We start from the raw sequence: 17,091 nt of genomic DNA on the forward strand, positions 1-17,091 counted from the left end.
ACCATAATTAGTTAAATGAAAAGTACAATTTATAAAGACGACATAAAAACTTCAAACCAAATGGATAACATCAAAGGAGAATTGATCACTTTTGAAAATGAATCTTATTACAAGATTTCCAACAGCGATAAAATGCGCCCATTCTTTATGAGCATTGTTAGTGATTCAAATCATTGGATGTTTATTTCAAGTAATGGTGGTTTAACGGCAGGACGTAAAAATGCTGAATATTCATTGTTTCCATATTATACAGACGATAAAATAACAGAATCGGCAGATATTACAGGAAGCAAAACCATTTTTCAAATTCACGTTAAAGGCAAAACGTATGTTTGGGAACCTTTTTCTATAAGACAGGCAGGGTTATACCGCATCACTAGAAATTTATACAAGAATAGTTATGGTAATAAAGTTGTTTTAGAAGAGGTCAATACAGATTTAGGACTTACCTATAGATACCAATGGAGTTCTAGTAATCAATTTGGGTTTGTAAAGAAATCAACCATTATAAACAACTCTTTTAAAACTATAAGTATTACGTTTTTAGATGGGTTACAAAATATTTTACCTGCCACCGTAACTTCAGATTTACAAAACAGTAGAAGTAATTTAGTGGATGCTTATAAAAAAAGCGAATTACTACCCAAAGTTGGTTTAGGTATTTATGCGCTAAGTGCTGTTATTGTTGATAAAGCTGAACCTAGCGAAGCTTTAAAATCAAATATTGTATGGTCTGTAGGAGCAGAAAACCCTACATATTTAGTGTCGTCTTTACAGCTTGACAATTTTAGAAGAGGAAATAATGTGACACAAGAAACAGATATTAAAGCAGAAAAAGGGGCGTATTTTATTTCTTCAGATATTGAACTAGAAGAGAATTCAGAAAAAAACTGGATGTTTGTTGCAAATGTAAATCAATCTATTACAGATGTTGTTCAAATTTCAGAAACCATTAAAAACGAAGAAGATATCATGCATCTTGTTCAGAACGATATTGATACTGGTACACAAGCCTTAATTGATTTAACAGGAGCATCCGATGGATTACAACGTTCCGCAGATACATTAACAAATACAAGACATTTTTCAAACACACTTTTCAATATCATGCGCGGCGGTATTTTTGATGATGGTTATTCAATTGAAAAAGGGGATTTTGTAAAATACTTTAGTAAAGCCAATAAAACCGTTTTCAAGGAAAAGGAATCTGTTTTAAATAGTTTAAGCGAAATAGTTACTTTAAAGGACATTCGAAATCTTGCCGAGAAAGATGATAATAAAGACTTTCAACGCCTATGTTTTGAATATTTACCTTTAAAATTTAGCCGAAGACATGGCGACCCCAGCAGACCTTGGAACAAGTTTTCTATTAACACAAGAAGTGAAGTTGATGGGTCTAAAATTTTGGATTACGAAGGCAATTGGCGCGATATTTTCCAGAATTGGGAAGCATTGGCACTCTCCTACCCCGAGTTTATAGAAGGCATGATTCATAAGTTTTTAAACGCAACAACTTTTGAAGGTTACAATCCGTATCGCGTAACTAAAGGTGGTTTTGATTGGGAAATTATTGAAGAAAATGACCCTTGGTCTTACATAGGCTACTGGGGCGATCATCAAATCATATACCTTTTAAAATTTCTGGAAATTATTGAAGACCACTACCCCGGCACTTTAGAAAAGCGTTTCAATCAAGACATATTTGTGTATGCTAACGTGCCTTATGTCATAAAAAGTTACGAAGACACTTTAAAAAACCCTAAAGACACCATTGATTTTAACCATAAGTTAGATGAGGAAATCAATAAAAGAAGAGCTACTATAGGAGTTGATGGCGCCTTATTACAAGACCAAAACGCTAACATTTATAGAGTTAATCTAGTTGAAAAGCTATTGGCTACAGTATTGTCGAAAGTTTCAAATTTTATTCCAGAAGGCGGCATTTGGTTAAACACGCAACGTCCAGAATGGAACGATGCCAACAACGCATTAGTTGGTAATGGTGTCTCTATGGTAACATTATATTACATCTATAGATTCTTAAATTTCTTTGAAGCTATTGTTTCAAAAGCAGAGACAAAAGAGGTCAAAGTATCCCAAGAAATGGCAGTTTTCTTTAATGAAGTTGCTGCTACACTTCAAAATAAAGCTAGTATTTTATCAGGCACTATTTCCGATGAAAATCGTAAAACAGTGCTTGACGGTTTAGGAAAAGCAGGAAGCAAATACCGAGAAACTATTTATACTAAAGGATTTTCAAACTCTAAATCTGAGTTAAGTTTAGAATCAATTTCCAGTTTTATCGAAGTCACTAAATCGTATTTAGAACATAGTATAGATGCGAACAAGCGCAATGATAACATGTATCATGCCTATAATTTAATGACTGTTGAAAATGAAAAAGAAGTGTCTATTTCATATTTATCAGAAATGCTGGAAGGTCAAGTGGCCGCATTAAGTTCGGGTTACCTCTCTCCTACCCAAGCTTTGAGTTTGTTGGACGGCTTAAAAAATAGTGCGCTGTTTAGAGAAGACCAATACAGTTATATTTTATATCCAGATAAAAACTTATCACGATTTGACAAAAAGAACAATATACCATCTGAAAAAGTAGCACAATCTACGCTTCTAAAAAAATTAGTTGCAGATGGCAATAGGCAAATTGTTGAACAAGACGTTCATGGGGATTATCATTTTAATGGCAATTTTAATAATGCGAAAAGTTTAGAGGATGCCTTAGATAATTTGGATGCTTCATACCAATTTTTGGTAAAAAAGGAAGAGGCGTTATTGCTTCAAACTTTTGAAGACATTTTCGACCATAAATCGTTCACAGGACGTTCAGGAACATTTTTCGGTTACGAAGGCCTGGGTTCTATTTATTGGCACATGGTCTCTAAATTGTTATTGGCAGTTCAAGAAAACTGTCTATTGGCTATTAATACCAATGAAACTGATGACGTCATAGGAAGATTATTAGACCATTATTACGAAATAAATGCAGGTATTGGTGTGCATAAATCGCCGGAATTATATGGTGCTTTCCCAACAGATCCGTATTCGCATACACCTGCCACCAAAGGTGCGCAACAACCAGGAATGACGGGGCAAGTTAAAGAAGATGTGTTGAGCAGATTTGGTGAATTAGGTGTTTTTGTTGAACGTGGAAAATTAAGCTTTAAACCCAATTTATTGCAAACAAAGGAATTTTTAAAAACAGCTTCAACATTCAGTTTTACGAATCTTAAAAAGGAAACGCAAGCTATAGCATTGGAAGCGAACTCTCTATGTTTCACTTATTGCCAAGTTCCTATAATTTATACCCTTTCGGATAACGAAAAAATAGAAGTGGTTTTCAACAACGATGCAAAAGTTGAGTTTGACAAAATGCACCTTGATTTAGAGGTTTCCAAATCTATTTTCGAACGAAAAGGAGACGTAAATCACATCACGGTTTCAATTAAAAAATAGAAACGCAATGTTAAAACGAATCAAATTTATAACACTTTCAATAGTAATATTAATGCTAGGATGTAATGATATGCCAAAAGAGAAACAAAAAATAACGGCAGCAGATATTTTAGGAAATCCAGAGTATTTAGCGATTTCATACGGCGGCTATCGTCAAAAAACACGGGATATTCAACCCACAATAGATGAGCTGAAAGATGATATGAAACTACTATCTGCTATGGGAATAAGAATATTGCGAACCTACAATGTACAGTTGGCTCAGGCTTCAAATTTACTAAAAGCAATTAGTGAATTAAAAACCGAAGACCCAAATTTTGAAATGTATGTGATGCTTGGTGCATGGATTGATTGCCAAAACGCTTGGACAGATAAAGCACCAAATCACGAAGTTGAAAGTGAACAAAATGCAGGAGAAATAGACCGTGCTGTAGCATTGACAAAACAATATCCGGACATTGTTAAAATAATAGCAGTAGGTAATGAAGCCATGGTAAATTGGGCAGCAAGTTATTTTGTACGTCCAAATGTGATTTTAAAATGGGTAAACCATTTACAAAACTTAAAGAAAAAAGGAACACTTCCAAAAGATTTATGGATTACCAGTTCTGATGACTTCTCGTCATGGGGCGGTGGAGACCCTAGTTATCATACAAAAGATTTAGAACAACTCATCAAGGCAGTAGATTATATTTCTATGCATACCTATCCTATGCATAACTCTCACTATAATCCTGCCTTTTGGTTGGTTCCTGAACAAGAAGTCAATCTTACGGACGACGAAAAAATCGAGGCCGCCATGCAGCGTTCCTTAGAGTTTGCTCAAAAACAACACGATAGTGTTTCAAACTATATGAAAAGTTTAGGTGTAGATAAACCCGTTCATATTGGAGAAACAGGTTGGGCAACGGTTTCAAACGGGCATTATGGAAAAGACGGCTCTAGAGCAACTGATGAGTATAAATCAGGACGCTATTATAAGTTACTTAGAGAGTGGACCAACAAAAACAATATTTCATGTTTTTATTTTGAAGCTTTTGATGAACAATGGAAAGACGCCGCGAACACATTAGGTTCTGAAAATCACTTTGGATTGATCAACCTAAAAGGGCAAGCAAAATATGCCATTTGGGATTTAGTTGATAAAGGCGTTTTTAAAGGGTTGACCAGAAATGGCAAACCCATAACAAAAACCTACAATGGAAATAAGGAATTGTTAATGAAGGAGGTATTAGTGCCTCCAATGGCTCAAGAATTGGCACATTAATGTGCCTAAAATAGACCCTTCAGGTTTTAAAAACCTGAAGGGTCTGAAAACTTACAAATAAAGACCTGCGAGGTTTTAAATCACGAAGCTTCGGGACTGAAGGGTCTCAAAAACAGACTAAAATGAAACTAATAAAATTAAATATCATCTGTCTTTTATTAATTGTAATGAGTTGTAACGAAACAAACAAACAATTGCAGGTTGAGGTTTTTGAAACTTCAGCAAAAGGAAACAAACTCACTAAGATTTCTGAGTTTCAAACGGCTGATAGTTTGGTAACCATCAAACTAAAACCAGAGGAAACCTTCCAAACCATTACTGGGTTTGGAGGTGCTTTTACGGAGTCTTCAGCTTACTTATTGAATAAGCTAAGCCAAAAAAACAGAGACACCATTTTAAAGGCATATTTCGCGAAAGATGGTGCTAATTATTCGTTAACCAGAACACACATGAATTCTTGTGATTTCTCATTAACAAATTACTCATATACACCTGTTGAAGGCGATAAAAACCTAGAGCATTTTACCATTCAGGAAGATATGGACGATTTAATCCCGATGATAAAAGATGCCATAGCAGTATCTGAAGACGGATTTAAAATCTTCGCATCGCCTTGGTCTGCTGCGCCTTGGATGAAAGACAATAACAATTGGGTTGGCGGTAAATTACTTCCTGAATATTACGACACTTGGGCATTGTTTTTTTCAAAATATTTAGACGCTTATAAAGCTGAAGGGATTGAAATTTGGGGATTTACGGTTGAAAACGAACCACACGGAAACGGAAATAACTGGGAAAGCATGCATTTTTCGCCAAAGGAAATGACCGATTTTGTGCAATTTCATTTAGGTCCGAAATTGGAAACCGATGGCTACGGCGATAAAATTATTTTAGGCTACGATCAAAACAGAGCAGATTTAAAAGAATGGGTAGATGAAATGTACCGCGATCAAGCGTCCTCAAAATACTTTGATGGTACAGCGATTCATTGGTATGACAGTACCTATGATTATTTTCCGGAGGAATTACAATATGCGCACTATAAAGCACCAAATAAATACTTAATTGAAACCGAAGGCTGTGTAGATTCTGAAATCCCACATTGGCAAGACGATGCATGGTACTGGAAAAAAGAAGCCACAGATTGGGGGTGGGATTGGGCATCTGCAGAAGATAAACACTTACACCCTAAATATGCACCAGTAAATAGATATGCACGAGATATCATTGGTTGTTTAAATAATTGGGTTGACGGTTGGGTAGATTGGAATATGGTTTTAGACAGACAAGGCGGCCCAAACTGGTTCAAAAACTGGTGTGTTGCGCCTGTAATAGTAGATCCTGATGCAGATGAAGTGTACTTCACTCCTATTTACTATACCATGGCGCATTTCAGTAAATACATAAGACCAGAAGCCAAAATTATTGGATTGGAAAACTCGGATGTTAAACTGATGGTAACTGCAGCACAAAACCCAGATGGTTCAATTGCTGTTGTGCTTTTTAATGAATTTGAAATCCCAAAATCCGTTACCCTATCATTGAATGAAAAAAATGTAGAAATTACAATAGATGCGCGAGCCATCCAAACTATTATGATTCCTAAACTATAAAAAAGACTAACTAAAATAAATCAAGTAATTATGTCAACAACCACAACTAAAGTACCATTCGGACAAAAAGTTGCCTTCGGCGTCGGTATGCTTGCCAATCAAATGTTTCCAGCAGTACTCGGTATTTTTATGGTTGTGCTTGTGCAAGACCTTGGATTTCCCGGATGGATGTGGGGCGTGATCTATTTTTTTCCTAGAATTTTCGATTCCATAACAGATCCTATCATGGGTTTTATATCAGATAATACAAAATCACGTTGGGGACGAAGAAGGCAATATGTTTTTTTAGGTGCAATCATCATGGGCATTTCCTTTGTAGTTATGTGGCAACTATACAGAGAAAATGGCGTGGATTATAATTTCATGTATTTTATACTTTGGTCGTTTGTGTTTTATCTTGGGTTGACCATTTTTAGTGTCCCCTACGTTGCCATGGGCTATGAAATGAGTAACGATTTCCATGAGCGCACAAATATCATGGCTGTTGCACAATGGATTGGGCAATGGGCGTGGGTAGTCGCACCTTGGTTTTGGGTAGTAATGTACGATCCAGATCTGTTCGAATCGGCCGATGTTGCTACAAGAACGCTTTCCGTATGGGTTGGTGTGACCTGTATGATATTTGCTATGATTCCTGCTATTTTTATAAAGGGAAAATCTACTTTAAATGAAGATTACTCGCCGCTTAGCTTCAAGACCATTGGAGGGAGTCTTAAGGAAATACTGGATGGTTTTAAAGAAGCTTTTGCATTAAAACCTTTTAGAAAACTATGTATCGCAACGTTTTTGGTGTTTAATGCCTTTAATACCATTGCGGCATTTTCATTTTTTATAATTGTATATCATCTTTTTGGCGGCGATGCTGGAGCAGCAGGCATTTGGCCCACACTTTTTGGCTCTTTGGGAGCGTTGGGAACAACCTTTTTAGTAATTCCTATAGTGACTCGAATGTCAAAAAAATTGGGTAAAAAGAAAGCCTTTATCTATTCTCAAGGCATATCAATTTTGGGTTATTTGATGTTGTGGTTTCTATTTATTCCAGGTAAACCCTATATGTTCATATTTGCTTTGCCTTTTTTCGCCTTTGGTATAGGGAGTTTGTTTGTACTGATGATGTCAATGACTGCCGATGTTATCGATTTAGATGAACTCAATACAGGAAAGAGAAGAGAAGGCACCTTTGGAGCCATTTATTGGTGGATGGTAAAATTTGGTTTTGCCATTGCAGGAGGTTTAAGTGGTGTAATTATGAGTTCCGTTGGTTTTGATTCTGGGGCTAAAATCCAACCTGAAGGCGCGATTGATGGTTTGAGATTGTTTTTCTCTGGAGTACCTATCGCAGGAACACTTATCGCGATGTGGGTCATGCGTGATTATAATGTGACGGAAGAACGCGCTGGAGAAATACGAAAAGCTCTTGATGATCGTAAAAGTGATTCTGAACCAATAGCACCTTCATATTATCAAATTGATAAATTATTATCGTTTTCAAACGTAGATTTAGATTTGGATACAGACATAGATTTTACTTCAAAATCAAAAGCAGAAATCAAAAGCCATTTTAAAGATACTTTAAATAATGGTTTACACGGATTATGTTTTAGTCCGTACCTCGAAGGCCAGGATATTGGAGATATACTTTCAGAAGCACAGATACTTCAAAGAATGGAAGTTGTTAGACCTTACGCAAAATGGGTACGTTCTTTTTCTTGTACTGATGGTAATGAATTTATTCCGAAAGTAGCCCATAAATGCGGCATTAGAACCATGGTTGGTGCTTGGATCGGTAGTGATAAAACTAAAAATGAAGTGGAGATTAAAGCACTCATAGATTTGGCTAAAAAAGGACATGTAGATATTGCGGTAGTTGGTAACGAGGTGTTGCTTAGAAATGAACTATCAGAAAGCGAAGTCATTAATTACATAAAAAGAGTAAAAAAGGCAATACCAAATATTCCTGTTGGATATGTTGATGCTTATTATCAATACAACGATCACCCAAAACTTGTGGAGGCATGTGATGTTATTTTGGCCAATTGCTACCCGTTTTGGGAGGGTGCTAATATAAACCAAGCGTCTGCATATTTAAGGCAAATGTATGCCTTCACGAAAAATCTAGCCAACGGAAAACCTGTTATTATCACGGAAACGGGATGGCCTAATAGAGGCGATAGTACTAAAAACGCTGCGCCTTCAAAGGAAAATGCCATGAAATACTTTATAAAAGCAAACGCTTGGGCTCAAGAAAATAATATAGACATGTTCTATTTCTCGTCGTTTGATGAATCATGGAAAGTGCATCACGAAGGAGATGTTGGGCAACGATGGGGATTATGGGATAAAAATGAACAACCAAAATACAGCTAATTATGTCATACAGAGCAGATAAAATAATGTCTCTTTCGGGAGCCAACCTTAATGATAAAACATCAAAAGGGTTAGAAAACTTATTCAAACGTGTACTTAAAAACGGTATGCATGGCATATGCTCCAGTCCTTATGAAGAAGGGCAGGAACCCGGAGATCAACTTACAGAAAAACAGATTAGAAGACGTTTAAAAATCATCAAACCTTACACAAAGTGGGTCCGTTCTTTTTCTTGTACAGATGGGAACGAATTAATTCCTAAAATAGCAAAGGAATTTGGTATAAAAACGCTTGTAGGAGCTTGGTTGGGCGACGATGCCGAAATTAATAAAAGAGAAATTGAAGGTCTCAAACAATTGGCAAATAATGGCTATGTTGATATTGCTGCGGTTGGTAACGAAGTGATGTATCGTGGAGATTTAAGCGAAGAAGAACTTCTGGATTTCATCTATGATGTTAAAAAAGAGATTACAAATGTACCCGTTGGATATGTTGACGCTTATTATGAATTTACAAAAAGACCAAAAATAACCGAAGCTTGTGATGTTATTTTAGCAAACTGTTACCCATATTGGGAAGGTTGTAGCATTGAGTATTCTTTAATTTATATGAAGGATATGTATAACCAAGCTGTAAAAGCGGCAAACGGAAAAAAAGTAATTATTACAGAAACTGGATGGCCAAGTGAAGGAGAAGGGCTAGGCGGGGCGTTCCCGTCAACTGCTAATGCCATGAAGTATTTCATCAACGCTCAGCTATGGTCTAAAGAAGACGCTATCGAGATCTTTTATTTTTCATCTTTCGATGAGTCATGGAAAGTTGGTAACGAAGGCGATGTAGGTGCGTTTTGGGGTTTATGGGATAAAAATGAAAAGCCTAAGTTTTATAGGAACCCCATTGGGATTAGGAAGTAAAAGATTATTCTAGTAAGTCTGAGTTTATCACTAAAAATAAAAATATTGCTGTGCAATGAGCAATAGATACAGGCCTTAAAACATTATCATTTAATGTTTTAAGGCTTCTTTTTGTAAGTGATTAAAAATCAAATCTATACAAACTTACAAATCACTACAACATTACCACAACATTACCATTAACCCCATTGGTTTTAACGCCTTAGCAAAGCATTCGATAATCCATAAAACATCAACCATAACAGGGTTTTGTTGATAGATTGTTAAAAAAACAGAACTTTTTTTGAGATGTATGTTTTTTGTATGGGTATCTCATGCTAATTTATCAATGGTTGCATCTTAAATTTGGAATTCAACAAAACTGAGAATTTATTAATATTAATTTAAAACTATTTAAGATGAAAAAAATTACATTATTACTTTTATTATTCACAGCATATTTTGGATATGCACAACCAACTACTGATCCAGCAACACCGCCGATGCGAAATGCAGGAGATGTTATTTCTATATTTAGTGGTGAATATACAGATGTAGCAGGTTCGGATTTTAACCCTAATTGGGGCCAATCGGGATTTGGTACAGCAAATACTGCATTCGACACAGGATCTGGTAACATTGTTCTAGCCTACCCTAATTTTAATTATCAGGGAGTGCAATATGGATCTCCTCAAAATATATCGGCAATGGAATTTTTACATGTAGATATATATATAACGAGTGCCATGAACCCTAATGTTTATGTAATTAGTTCTGGAGCTGAAATTGCTCATCCAATTACAAATACAGGAGCTAACACTTGGATAAGTGTAGATATTCCAGTTTCTGGAATTACCGGTGATACAACAAATGCCATACAATTTAAGTTTGATGGTGGCAATGGTACAACGGATGCTATATATGTAGATAATTTATATTTCTGGAAAGCTGCTGTAGATCCTGCAACAGATGCAACATTAAGCGATTTACAAATTGATAATGTTCAAATCCCAGGTTTTGGACCTGGAACAACTACATATAATTATGCAGTTGCACCAGGAACTGTTGTAGTGCCTCAAATTACTTTGGCTACTACAACTAATGCGGGCGCAACACGTATCATCAATCAAGCAACTAGTATTCCTGGAACAGCCACAGTAGATGTTACTGCTTCAAATGGTACAGATATGCAAACTTATACCGTAAATATTTTTGCCAGTGGCCCTCCAACAGCTGCGCCAACGCCACCCGCTAGAGCTGCAGCCGATGTAAAATCAATTTTTAGTGATGCATATACTGATATTGCTGTTGATACTTATGATACGCCTTGGTGCCCAGGAACAACTACTGAAGAAAGTATTGGTGGTGATGCCGTGAAAAAAGTTAGTGGCTTAGGTTGTGAGGGTGTAGAGTTCTTAACAGGTAGATTTGATGCAACAGCATTTACTCACTTCCATATGGATATTTTTACTGAGACAGCAACTATGGATAAAAGTTTCAATGTAAAATTTTCTAACTGGAATGGCGGAGGCGGAGAAGCTAACGCTATAGAATATTCTGCGACCAATGCCAATATTTTACCTAATCCAAATCCAGGAACGTGGATATCTATAGACCTTCCCTTGTCTAGTTTTACAGCTGGTAGTAGAAACGATTTGGTGCAGTTTATAATTTCATCTGATTTAGGAACTGTTTACTATGATAACCTATATTTATACAAAGGCAATCCTTTAAGTAACGACGATTTCAACAAAACAGCGTTTACAGCATACCCTAACCCAACACAGGATAATTGGACAGTTAAAGGACAAGATGCTAAAATTGAGACTATAAATGTATTTGACATTTTAGGAAAGCAAGTGTTAAGACTTTCTCCAAACAATAGAGAAGCACTAATTGATGGTTCTAGCTTAAAATCTGGTATCTATTTTGCGCACATAAAGACATTGACTGGGATTAATAGCGTTAAGCTAATCAAGCAATAGTTAAATTCAAAAAGTTTAGTTTAATTAAAAAGAGTGCTTTTTTTTAAAAGCGCTCTTTTTTTGTTTATGCTTTTATTTCTTTACTTTGTGAGAAGATTTATTTTACATAGATGTTTGACGATATAATTACAGCAATTCCATTTGGTATTATACTGGCCTTTACTATAGGTCCAGTATTTTTTGTGCTTCTTGAAACTAGTGCTACCAAAGGCTTTAGAAGTGCTTTAATTTTTGATTGTGGTGTTATGTTAGCCGATATTTTATTCATAATTGTTGCTTTTTATAGTACAAATAAATTAATGGAGAAGATTAAAGATGATCCTAACTTTTTAATATTTGGAGGTGTGCTTTTAGTTGCTTATGGATTAATTTCATTTATAAAAACCTCCAAATCCTTTCGAGAGATTGTTAGAGAGTACCATAAAGTTGAAATAAAAAAGGGCTACGGAAAACTGTTTTTAAAAGGTTTCTTGCTTAATTTTATAAATATTGGCGTGTTGCTGGGTTGGGTTGCTTTTATAGTCTTAGGAAACTCCCTAACTGAATCTGAAAATGGTGTTGTTACATTTCTTTCAACCATACTTATCGTTTATTTTTTGGTAGATTTAATAAAAATTGTAGTTGCTAAAAAGCTTAAAAATAAACTCACGCCCCGTTTAATTTTTAAAACAAAAAAAGTAATCGCTTTGGTGATTCTAGGTTTTGGTGTATTACTTTTAGTGCAGGGCTTCTTTCCAAAGGAAAAAGAACTTATTAAAGAGAAATTAGATATAATTAATCCTATTAGGAGTAAACATCCAAAGTAACTCGAAAGCTTTTGTTGGGGTGTCGAGCGGTCTCCAAGTTTTGGGAGAACCGCTATATCATTGGTTTTAAAGATGTAAAACAAAAAAGCTTCCAGAATAAACCGAAAGCTTTTGTTGAGGCGTCGAGCGGAATCGAACCGCTGTAGCAGGTTTTGCAGACCTGTGCCTAAGCCACTCGGCCACGACGCCTTTTTTTCCTGCGGAAGCAGGAATCTCTTAAAGAGAGCACAAATGTAAAAAATTCTGGGACTTTAATTAATAAAAAATCACTTTTTACGCTTATCGGTCATTTTTATGGTTACTTTTTGAACATCACCACCAATTGGAGGGTTTAGCTTACTTACCCAAACAGTTGCTTTTTTTACCAATTTATCTTCGTTAAAAATACGATCCAAGATCCGTCTGCAAACGGTTTCAAGCAAGTGGGAAGGGATGTCCATTTCTTCTTTAATTACTTTATTTAGAAACACATAATCCACCGTGTCACTTAATTTATCGCTTTTTGCCGAGGCTTGTAAATCTGCTTCAACCTGTAAATCTACACGATAATCACTACCTATTTTTGTTTCTTCCGTTAGGCACCCGTGATTTGCAAAAATTCTAATGTTTTCGACTTTTATAATTCCCATTACAACTGATTTTAAGTCGGTAAAATTACCTAATTTTGCCTATATTTTTGTTTAATTAAATGAGTTTCTATTTAGAAACTGCGAATTGCAACATACTTTTATGTCTGAAGAAAGAAAATCACTCAATTTTATAGAGCAAATCATAGAAGAAGATTTACGAAATGGCATGTCTAAAGAGGACTTGCGCTTTAGATTTCCGCCAGAACCAAACGGCTATTTGCATATTGGCCATACAAAAGCCATAGGTATAAGTTTTGGCTTGGGCGAAAGTTATAATGCACCGGTAAACCTTAGGTTTGATGACACCAATCCGGCAAAAGAAGAACAAGAATATGTAGATGCCATAAAAAAGGATATTGCTTGGTTGGGCTATACATGGGATAAGGAATTGTTCTCATCCGATTATTTTCAGCAACTATACGATTGGGCAGTACTTCTTATTAAACAAGGAAAAGCCTATGTTGACTCTCAATCTAGTGAAGCCATGGCAGAACAAAAAGGCACACCAACGCAACCAGGTATTGATGGGCCATATAGGAATAGGAGTGTTGAAGAAAACCTTGATTTGTTCGAACGCATGAAAAATGGCGAGTTCGATGAAGGCAAACATATTTTACGTGCAAAAATAGACATGCAACACCCAAACATGTTGATGCGCGACCCGATTATGTACCGCGTGATAAAAAAAGACCACCATAGAACAGGGAATAATTGGTGTATTTACCCCATGTATGATTGGACGCATGGCGAAAGCGATTATATAGAACAAATTTCACACTCTTTATGTTCTTTGGAGTTTAAGCCCCACAGAGAGCTTTACGATTGGTTTCTAGACCAAGTTGTAGATGAAGATAAGTTACGCCCTAAGCAGCGTGAATTTGCGCGCTTAAACTTGAGTTATACCATTATGAGTAAACGAAAGTTGTTGAAGCTGGTTGAAGATGGTGTTGTAAACGGATGGGACGATCCAAGAATGCCTACAATTTCTGGTTTGCGTAGAAGAGGCTACACACCTACTGCAATAAAAAAGTTTGTGGAAACCGTTGGTGTCGCCAAACGGGAGAATGTTATAGATGTGTCGCTTTTAGAATTCTGTATTCGTGAGGATTTGAATAAAAAAGCACCACGTGTAATGGCGGTTTTAAACCCTATAAAATTGGTAATCACTAATTATCCTGAAGATAAAATAGAATGGCTTGATGCTGAAAATAATCAAGAAGACGACAATGCTGGTTTTAGAAAAGTACCTTTTTCCCGTGAGTTATATATTGAAAAAGAAGATTTTAAAGAAGAAGCTGGTAATAAGTTTTTTAGATTGAAATTAGGAGGCGAAGTGCGCCTTAAAAACGCCTACATCATTAAAGCTGAAAGTGTTGAAAAGGATGCCAATGGCGACATTACAGAAATACATTGTACGTATTCTGAAGACACAGAACGCAAAATAAAAGGGACATTACATTGGGTATCTATTGCGCATGCTATAAAAGCTGAGGTTAGAGAGTATGACAGATTGTTTATAGATGAAGCTCCAGACAGTCATCAAGGCAAGGACTTTATGGATTTTATCAACCCTAATTCCTTAAAAATTAGCGATGCTTTTGTGGAACCGAGTTTGAAAGCAGCTAAAATAGGAGACAGGTTTCAGTTTCAACGTTTAGGGTATTTTAATGTGGATGATGATGCAACATCAGATAAATTGGTTTTTAATAAAACGGTTGGTTTGCGTGATACTTGGGCTAAAGTAAAGCCTAAACAAGCTACAAATCAAAATCAGCAAAAACAACTACAACAAAATAATAGACCTGCCATTGAGCAAATAAAATCTTATGGTAAAAAGTATGATAGATTGCCAGAGGATAAGCGAGCAGAGGCTAAAGCTGAAATTCAAGAATTAGCTAAAAATGTGAGTTATGATGAGGTAGCACCGTTGTTTAATACATCGGTTAAAAAATCAGGAACACGTATTATTACTATGATTACATTGGGTGTTTTGCTTAAAAACGGTTTAGAGAAAAACGAAGCAATCAATGAATTCATTTCAAAGGCTAAAGAAGATAAAAATGAATTATTAGTGGCTGAGGCTCAGTCTCTTTAATCACTCTTAATTCAATGGGGGAGGAATTAAAAATAATCGCTCTATTAAAATTTTAGCTATATTTAACTACTAACTATAATATTTTAAGATATGGAATTATTTAATTTTCCTGCAATGCTTGTTGCAGCAGTTTCGGCATTAGTTGTCGGGTTTATTTGGTACAACCCAAAAGTATTTGGAAACGCATGGATGAAGGAAGCGGGCATGACAGATGAGCAAGTAAAAGGCGGAAACATGATGAAAATTTTCGGCCTAGCGCTATTTTTTGCGTTTTTGTTATCAACTGCGCTTCCCGGAATAGTTATCCACCAACTGGGCGCTTTTAGTCTTGTAGGAGGCGACCCATCAACAGCTTTACCATCTTATGAAGCTTTTGTTTCAGATTACTCCGATGCCTTTAGAACCTTTAAACACGGTGCTTTTCATGGTGTTCTAACAGGTGTTTTTATAGTATTGCCTATTCTTGGCACCAATGCGTTGTTCGAGCGCAAAAGTGCTAAATATATATTCATAAATAGTGGCTATTGGATTGTTACCCTTGCTATAATGGGAGCTATTATCTGTGGATGGAGATAATTTTGTAAAGTTTTAACATATTTAAAGACTGAAGCTATTTAACTTCGGTCTTTTTTCATTTTATATTGATACACTATAACGTTTACGAAAGTATAAATAGCGTTCCACAAGACTGGGACAACTTGGTAGAACAGAATATTTTTCTTAAAACATGTTATTTAAAGGCTTTAGAAGAAGCCGCTCCTAGCAATATAAACCTGTATTATATTGGCGTTTTTAAAGACGAAGCTTTGATTGGTGTAGCTCTAATTCAACGTGTACAGCTCTATCTTAAAGATATGTTTCGAGACACGAAAGTGTCATGCATTAAAACTTTTTTAAAGGAAAATATATCAAAGGTGCTTAAAGGAAATATCCTGGTAGTTGGAAATTTAACGCATACAGGGCAACATGGCATGTTTTTTAGTGCTGAAAAAGTATCTAAAACGCAATTTTACGAAGAAATTTTTAAAGGCATTTCAGAAATTAAGCAACTTATTAAGACTAAACAAAGTAAAAAGATTCGGTTAATATTGCTGAAAGATTTTTTTTCTGAAGATACTATGCTGCATACCGAGTTTTTTGAAAAAGAAAAGCTCCATAAAGCTATTGTACAACCAAATATGATCATGCCTATTAGAGATAATTGGCTTCAATTTGAAGATTATATCAAGTGTTTGAACAAAAAGTACAGAACACGGTATAAGCGCGCAAAAAAGAAACTAAATGGAATTAGGAGTCAAGAATTGGATTTGGAGACCATTAAAGATAACTCTGAACAATTGCATCAATTATACTTGAATGTATCTAATAACGCCAAATTTAACACGTTTATACTGCCCGAAAATCACTTTTACGCGTACAAGCTTCATTTAAAAGAAAATTTTAGGGTTTTTGGGTATTATTTAAAAGGCGAGCTGATTGGGTTTTACACGTTAATTTTGAACAACACCCAGCTGGAAACGTATTTTTTGGGATACCATTCTGAACATCAATACCCCAATCAATTGTATTTAAATATGTTGTATGATATGGTAAAATTTGCCATTCAGAATAAATTTGAAACCATTGTGTATGCCAGAACCGCTATGGAAATAAAGAGTTCTGTAGGAGCGCAACCTAAACCTATGGTGTTGTATTTAAAACATACCAATAGTGTTTTGAACGGTATTTTAAAACAAGTATTTAAGTTGATGAACCCGAAACAGGATTGGAGGGAGCGTCATCCGTTTAGTTAAAATAAGGTTTTAATATTACCTGAAATTGATTTGACCTGCAAGTTTTTTAAGACCTCGTAGGTCTGATTAACTTATAGATAGATATCTACAAGACCGGAAAAACATCTTTCAGCAATATTAATCGAGTTCAAGTATTAAGTATTTGATATTATTTTCGACTTAACTCTAAACA

At 35.6% G+C, this 17,091-nt stretch carries 11 protein-coding genes and 1 tRNA gene; 10 read left to right on the plus strand and 2 right to left on the minus strand.

Annotation, left to right across the window (positions count from 1 at the left end; translation table 11 throughout):
- The first annotated feature begins 15 nt into the window (after nucleotides 1-15).
- The 7 genes from ABXQ82_RS01055 to ABXQ82_RS01085 all read left to right on the plus strand — a co-directional run bounded on the left by ABXQ82_RS01055 (nucleotide 16) and on the right by ABXQ82_RS01085 (nucleotide 12,402).
- Nucleotides 16-3,471 (plus strand): hypothetical protein, encoded by a 3,456-nt coding sequence (locus ABXQ82_RS01055; protein WP_367053631.1) that lies wholly within the window; start codon nucleotides 16-18, stop codon nucleotides 3,469-3,471.
- Nucleotides 3,472-3,478: 7 nt separating this feature from the next.
- A complete protein-coding gene (locus ABXQ82_RS01060; protein WP_367053633.1) occupies nucleotides 3,479-4,738 on the plus strand; it encodes a glycosyl hydrolase family 17 in 1,260 nt (419 codons plus the stop codon).
- Between the two features lie 122 nt (nucleotides 4,739-4,860).
- Nucleotides 4,861-6,351 (plus strand): glycoside hydrolase family 30 protein, encoded by a 1,491-nt coding sequence (locus ABXQ82_RS01065; RefSeq protein WP_367053635.1) that lies wholly within the window; start codon nucleotides 4,861-4,863, stop codon nucleotides 6,349-6,351.
- 30 nt (nucleotides 6,352-6,381) lie between these two features.
- Entirely contained in the window at nucleotides 6,382-8,718 is a 2,337-nt protein-coding gene (locus ABXQ82_RS01070) for an MFS transporter (protein ID WP_367053637.1), read from the plus strand.
- 2 nt (nucleotides 8,719-8,720) lie between these two features.
- A complete protein-coding gene (locus ABXQ82_RS01075) occupies nucleotides 8,721-9,632 on the plus strand; it encodes a glycosyl hydrolase family 17 protein (RefSeq protein ID WP_367053639.1) in 912 nt (303 codons plus the stop codon).
- A gap of 398 nt (nucleotides 9,633-10,030) precedes the next feature.
- Nucleotides 10,031-11,596, plus strand: a complete 1,566-nt coding sequence (locus ABXQ82_RS01080) for a T9SS type A sorting domain-containing protein (RefSeq protein ID WP_367053641.1) — start codon at nucleotides 10,031-10,033, stop codon at nucleotides 11,594-11,596.
- A gap of 110 nt (nucleotides 11,597-11,706) precedes the next feature.
- The gene (locus ABXQ82_RS01085) at nucleotides 11,707-12,402 is read left to right on the plus strand and encodes a LysE family transporter (protein ID WP_367053643.1); all 696 of its coding nucleotides are present in this window, start codon (nucleotides 11,707-11,709) and stop codon (nucleotides 12,400-12,402) included.
- Between the two features lie 117 nt (nucleotides 12,403-12,519).
- Here the strand turns inward: ABXQ82_RS01085 and ABXQ82_RS01090 are convergent.
- Nucleotides 12,520-12,591, minus strand: a tRNA-Cys gene (locus tag ABXQ82_RS01090).
- 77 nt (nucleotides 12,592-12,668) lie between these two features.
- On the minus strand, nucleotides 12,669-13,031 hold the full coding sequence (folB, locus tag ABXQ82_RS01095) for a dihydroneopterin aldolase (protein WP_367053645.1): 363 nt from the start codon (nucleotides 13,029-13,031) through the stop codon (nucleotides 12,669-12,671).
- Nucleotides 13,032-13,131: 100 nt separating this feature from the next.
- On the opposite strand from folB, the gene ABXQ82_RS01100 reads away from it, so the two are divergent.
- From ABXQ82_RS01100 to ABXQ82_RS01110, 3 genes are all read left to right on the plus strand, one after another.
- Nucleotides 13,132-15,126 carry a glutamine--tRNA ligase/YqeY domain fusion protein gene (locus ABXQ82_RS01100; protein WP_367053647.1) on the plus strand — a complete coding sequence of 665 codons (1,995 nt, stop codon included), beginning with the start codon at nucleotides 13,132-13,134 and terminating at the stop codon, nucleotides 15,124-15,126.
- Nucleotides 15,127-15,216: 90 nt separating this feature from the next.
- The gene (locus tag ABXQ82_RS01105) at nucleotides 15,217-15,702 is read left to right on the plus strand and encodes a DUF1761 domain-containing protein (RefSeq protein WP_367053649.1); all 486 of its coding nucleotides are present in this window, start codon (nucleotides 15,217-15,219) and stop codon (nucleotides 15,700-15,702) included.
- A 65-nt stretch (nucleotides 15,703-15,767) separates the two neighbouring features.
- Nucleotides 15,768-16,919, plus strand: coding sequence for a GNAT family N-acetyltransferase (locus ABXQ82_RS01110; protein ID WP_367053651.1), 1,152 nt, complete (start codon nucleotides 15,768-15,770; stop codon nucleotides 16,917-16,919).
- Nucleotides 16,920-17,091 lie beyond the last annotated feature (172 nt).

The organism is Algibacter sp. 2305UL17-15 (assembly GCF_040720935.1).
In the GTDB taxonomy this organism is placed as follows: domain Bacteria; phylum Bacteroidota; class Bacteroidia; order Flavobacteriales; family Flavobacteriaceae; genus Jejuia.